This is a genomic window from Caulobacter sp. SSI4214 (assembly GCF_012184455.1).
Classification (GTDB): Bacteria; Pseudomonadota; Alphaproteobacteria; order Caulobacterales; family Caulobacteraceae; genus Caulobacter; species Caulobacter vibrioides_E.
Genome location: NZ_SZWJ01000149.1, coordinates 1 through 5,520 on the forward strand (window position 1 = coordinate 1; position 5,520 = coordinate 5,520).

The 5,520-nt window shown below is 70.6% G+C and carries 3 protein-coding genes and 1 pseudogene; 1 reads left to right on the forward strand and 3 read right to left on the reverse strand.

Translation table 11 applies throughout. The annotated features are described in order from the left end of the window. A pseudogene (locus FCU40_RS22425) lies at positions 1 to 321 on the forward strand (bifunctional folylpolyglutamate synthase/dihydrofolate synthase); the annotation flags it as partial. 61 nt (positions 322 to 382) lie between these two features. On the opposite strand, the gene trxA reads toward FCU40_RS22425, so the two are convergent. From trxA to FCU40_RS22440, 3 genes are all read right to left on the reverse strand, one after another. Further along, entirely contained in the window at positions 383 to 715 is a 333-nt protein-coding gene (gene trxA / locus FCU40_RS22430) for a thioredoxin (protein WP_004617958.1), read from the reverse strand. Positions 716 to 839: 124 nt separating this feature from the next. Next, entirely contained in the window at positions 840 to 4,292 is a 3,453-nt protein-coding gene (gene addA, locus FCU40_RS22435; protein ID WP_168078010.1) for a double-strand break repair helicase AddA, read from the reverse strand. Positions 4,293 to 4,437: 145 nt separating this feature from the next. Further along, positions 4,438 to 5,520: PD-(D/E)XK nuclease family protein (locus tag FCU40_RS22440; RefSeq protein WP_175582104.1), on the reverse strand; the 1,083-nt coding region annotated here is incomplete at its 5' end.

Genomic DNA, 5,520 nt, shown 5'->3' on the forward strand with positions numbered 1-5,520 from the left:
CTCGCCGCCCGCGATGGCCGTCCCGTCGCGCTGATCTCGGGCCTGCTGGCCAATAAGGACGCGACCGGCTTTTTCACCCCGTTCCGGGGCGTCGCGACCAAGGTGTTCACCGTGACCTTCGAAGGCCACGCCGCCGCCAGCGCCGCCGACACCGCAGCCGCGGCGGAACTGGCCGGCCTGCGCGCGGCGGCCTGCGACAGCGTGGAGGACGCCCTTGAGCGAGCCCTGGCCCTGGAGCCGACGCCCCACGTGCTGATCTGCGGCTCGCTGTACCTGGCCGGCGAAATCCTGGCGAAGAGCCCGGAAACCTGGCCGACCTGACACGAAAATGCCCGCCCCGGCGAACCGGAGCGGGCGCTTCGAACTTAGCGGATGAGGCCGCTTAGGCCGCCTGAACGCCGGCTTCGTTCAACCATTCCAGGATCTTCTGCTTGGGCATGGCGCCGACCTTCATCGAGGTCATCTGGCCATCTCGGAACAGCATCATGGTCGGGATGCCGCGAACGCCGTAGCGCGACGGGGTGGTCGGGCTGTCCTCGATATTGACCTTGGCGACGGTCACGACGTCCGCCAGCTCTTCGGAGATCTGCTCCAGCGCCGGAGCGATCTGCTTACAAGGACCGCACCACTCCGCCCAGAAGTCGACCAGCACGGGCTTGCTGGCCTTCAGGACGTCGGCTTCGAAAGTGGCGTCGGTCACCGCGACGGTGCTCATGGCTTGCTCCAGTCTGGCGTCCGCCGCGGGCGGCGCGGAAGACGCGATGAATTCCAAATTGCCCGGATTCGCTCCGGACGCTTGCACAAACATGTAGGAGGACGATGCGCCTCGGGCAACGGCCTTAGGCCAGCCGCGCCAGGGCCTGGGCCATCACCTTTTCTGGAACCGGCATCAGCTTGGGACCATCGGTCCACACCAGCGCCGCTTCGACCGCCCGGCCGGGGAACACCTCGCGCAGCACGGCGGCATAGACCGCCATCTGGGCCAGATAGGCCGGATCGGCGTCCTCGATGTGGTCGGGCGAGGGGCGGTTGGTCTTGTAGTCGACGACCAGGACGCGGGCCTCGTCCACCACCAGGCGGTCGACGCGGCCCGAGACGGCGAGGCCCTTGGGCAGATGGGCGCTGGTCCCGGCCAGGGCGACCTCGGCCCGAGAGCCTGGGCCGAACACGGCCGAGAAGCGCGTGTCGTCCAGCACGCCAAAGGCGGCCGCCGCCATCTCCTCGCGCTGGTCGTTGGTCAGGTCGCGCTCGGCCGCCAGCAGCCGCCGCGCGGCGGCCGGCCTCTGGTCGGGCGCGAGGTCCGGCAGGATCTGCAGCAGCTTGTGCACAAGCTCGCCCCGGCGATAGCGGCCGAGGCCCGCCACGCGCGCCAGTGGCGAGGGGGCGGGGACGCGGGCGTTGTCCTCGATCCGCGATGGGGCGGCGTAGCGGGCGGCGGCCGGCTCCGGCGGCGCGACTTGAGTCATCCAGGCCGGCGCGGCGGCGGGGACGCGAATGTTCTCCTCGACTCCCGGCGCGGGCTCTGGATCGGGGCCGTAACGGAGGAAAGCGGTTTCGTCCTCGCCGATCGTCCGCACGTGCGGGGCGATGTCGGGATGGGCGAAAGCGTTGCGGATGGCCGCGTACCAGCCGCCGACCTTGTCGTCCTTGGTCCGCGCGTCGATGCGGCCGCACAGGATCAGCCGGTCCCGCGCCCGGGTGAGGGCAACGTAGAGTAGGCGCAGCGCCTCCTGGCTTTCCTTGTCCTCGCGCAGTTTCCGCGCCCTGGCCGAGGCCGCGCAGTCGCCCTTGCCGCTGGCGCACCACAGCAGGGCCCCGTCGTCAGTGACCAGCAGCGGCGAGCCGCCGGCCCCGCGCTTCACCGTGGTCTCGGGCAGGAAGACGATCGGCGCCTCCAGCCCTTTGGAGCCGTGGGCGGTCATCACCCGCACCTCGCGCCGGGCGCCTTCCATCTCGCGTTTGACGATGATGTCCAGCGCCGCGAAGTCGGCGACCAGGGCCTCGAGATCGCGCACGCCGCGCTGCTCGGCCTCCATGACCTGAGCCAGGAACTCGTCCAGCGCTTCTTCCGCCTCCGCGCCCAGCCGGGTCAGCATCTTGGCGCGATGCGAGCGGCCGGCTTCGTCGGCGAGGCCGAGCCAGGCGGCGTAGAATTCGAAAGGCTGGCGGCGACGGCCTTCGGCCAGCGCCCAGCCCAGCACCGCCTGCGCGGCGGCCCATTCGGAACGCTCCTCCGCCCGCCCCTGCAGCTCGGCCCAAAGCGTGGCGCGGCGACCCTTGGCCAGGGCGTAGACGTCCTCGTCGGTCAGGGCGCAGAACGGCGTCTTCAAAAGCGCCGCCAGGGTCAGATCATCGTCCGGGAACAGCACGAACCGGCCCAGCGCAAGCAGGTCCTCGAAGGCGATGTGGCTGGACAGCGCCAGGCGGTCGGCCCCGGCCACCGGCACGCCGCGCCGCTTCAGGGCGCGGATGATCTCCTCGAACAGCGCCTTGCGGCGGCGGACCAGGACGAGGATGTCGCCGGCGTGAGCGGCGCGGGTGATGCGTAGGTCCTTATCGAAGACCGCATCGCCTCGTGCGATGGTCGCCTCAATCTCCGTCGCGATTTTCTCGGCCAAGCGTCGATTGGCACTTCGCTCACTTTCGGCGTCGAGCGGGGTTTCCCAGGCCTCCCGATCCTCCCCAGGAAGCTCTCGAACCAACGGCCAAAGATCGACGCACCCAGGCTCTTCGCGGGTTGCGATATGGGGCTCTAGGTCGCCGCCTTCTGGCATGAGCCCTACGCGGTTCTCCTCCGCCGAGAACAGGCTATCGACATACGCAAGAACCTGAGGCGTGGAGCGATAGGACTTGGCGAGGTCCACGCCTACGCCGTCGCGCCCGACGGCGGCGATCAGATCGATGTAGCGGCGGGTTTCCGCCCGAAACCGCCCAGGTTCAGCGCCTTGGAACGAGTAAATTGACTGCTTGTGGTCGCCGACGATGAATAGCGTGCGCTCGGCGCGCCGGCCGCTCCAGCCCTCGGAGGTCTCGCCGGCGAAGAAGTCGGCGGTCAGGGCGCGCAGGATTTCCCACTGCTCGGGGGCGGTGTCCTGGGCCTCGTCCAGCAGGATGTGGTCGACCCCGCCGTCCAGCTTGTAGAGCACCCAGGCGGCCTCGACCTTCTCGGTCAGCAGGACGCGAGTCTTGTCGATCAGATCGGTGAAGTCGAGCGCGCCACGCGCCGCCTTCTCGGCCATGTGGCGCTCGATATAGAGGCCGGCCAGTAAGAGGGCGTTCTGGGTGTCCTCGGCCACCTTGGCGGCGCGGACCTTCTCGCGGGCGGCCTCCAGCTTGGCCTGTTCCAGCAGCAGGGCCTCGCGCAGGTCCTCGCGGCTCTTCAGGCCCGAGGTCTTGGCGGGCCAGGTCGCGGGCGCGCCTTCGCCGCCCTCGGTGAACAGGGCGCGCAGGGCGAGATCCAGCGTGGCGTCCGGATCGCGGGCCACGGCGGCCAGGGCCTCGGCGTATTTGGCGTCCTGCTTGCCGCCGCCGTCGAACAGCACGGTCGCCGCCGCGCGCCAGGCGGGCAGGTCGAGGCGCGCCATGGCGCGCGCGGCCAGGTCCTCGGCCGAGGTCGGGGAGTCGAAGCCGCAGCGCTTCCAGGCGTCGGCGATGGCTTCGGCCAGGCCGCCGCAGCGCTGGACATAGGCCATGATCTGGCCGCGCCGCGCCTCGAAGCCCGTGAACATCGCCTCGAAGCTCTGGAAGTCCAGCGCCACCGAGAAGCGGGCATAGGCCTCCGAGAACGCGTCGTCGTGAGTGTCGACCCAGTTGGCGACGGCGCGGCGGGCGGCGCGGGCGATCGCGGCGCCGGCCTGGTCATCCATCACCGTGAAGCCGGGCGAGACTCCGGCCTCCAGCGGGAAACGCCGCAGCAGCTTTTCGCAGAAGGCGTGGATGGTCTGGATCTTCAGGCCGCCGGGCGTCTCCAGCGCCTGAGCGAACAGGGCGCGGGCCTTCGAGAGACGGTCGGCGTCATAGACCTCGCCGTCGCCGACCAGCTTGATTAGCTCGGCGCGCAGGTCCGCGTCGCTGGTCACCGACCACTTGCCCAGGCGCTCGAACAGGCGGCGCTGCATCTCGGCGGCGGCGGCCTTGGTGTAGGTGACGCAGAGGATCGCCTCGGGCGCGACCTTGGCCAGCAAGAGCCGCGCGACCCGGTCGATCAGGGTCTTGGTCTTGCCCGAGCCGGCGTTGGCCGTGACGAAGGCCGAGATCGCCGGATCGGCGGCGATGCGTTGGGGATCGAGCAGCATTAGAAAGATGCTCCCCTGCTTTGCGGGGGAGCTGTCACGAAGTGACTGAGGGGGCGAGCCGGAGGTTGGCCGCGTTGACCCCCTCCGGCCCTCCGGGCCACCTCCCCCGCGTCGCGGGGGAGGATCTGAGCGGAGACCGGTCTCACTCGCCCTCTCCGTCGTCGCCGCTGGTCGACCATTCGAACACCCGCGCTAGGTGGGCGTAGTCGCCGGGGTGCTCTTTCACGAACTGGGGCGCGACCCGCGATCGGTAGGGCTCGTCGGGATCGTCATAGCGGGCGATCAGCTTGACGAGGCCGTCCATGGCTTTGCGCGCGGCCTCCTCGCTCTCGCCGTTCGCCAAGGCGCGGACCTGCTCCTCGCCGGCGGGGCGCCGCCCGGTCACGCGCACATAGGTCAGATCGCCCGGCGCGGGGCTACCCAGGTCCGGGAAGCCGCCGTTCATCAGGATCGCCGCCGTCAGGGTCAGCTGCGGCGAGAAGCCGGTGTCGACCTGCTTCTGCGACGGCGCGGCGCCGGTCTTGTAGTCGAGGATGTGCGCCGTCCCGTCCGGCGTCGGCTCGATGCGGTCGGCCTTGGCGGTCAGGGTGAAGGGGTGTCCGTTGATCGAGAGCTCCAGCCGGCCCTCGGCCTCTACCACGATCTTGCGGGCGCTCGCGCGGCGCTGGCGCTCCCAGTCGGCGACCCATAGCGCGGCCTCGCGGGCCAGGGCCTTCTCGCGGGCCAGCGCCGTCGGCGGCATGCCGGCCCCGATCAGGGCCTCGATGTAGAAGCGCTCGAACACACCCGCCGCGTCGGCGGGCACGGCGTCCGGATAGGTCTCGGCGAACTTTTCGAAGGCCGCGTGGATCGCCGTGCCGCGCGCGCGGGCCTCGACCGGTTCGTCCGGGCGCTCCAGCGGGTAGAGCTTGAGGATGTCGCGCGCCCAGACGGCGTAGGGATCGCGGGTCAGGGCCTCGACGCGGGTGACGGCCATCCTGCGCGGGCGGTCCTCGACAGGCGGGCGCGGTTCAGGGCGCTTGATCGGCGAATAAGGCTCGGGCGCGTCGAGGGCGCGGACCCAGTCCAGCACGTCGTCGCGGCGGGGCAGGGAAAGGCCCGCGCCGGCGGCCAGGGTCTTCAAGCGCCACAGCCACCGCGACTCGACGGCTGGCGCGCCACCGCGCCGCTCGCAGTGGACCAGCACCACGTCGGGCGCGCTGGCGGCCTGACCGCCCACGACTTC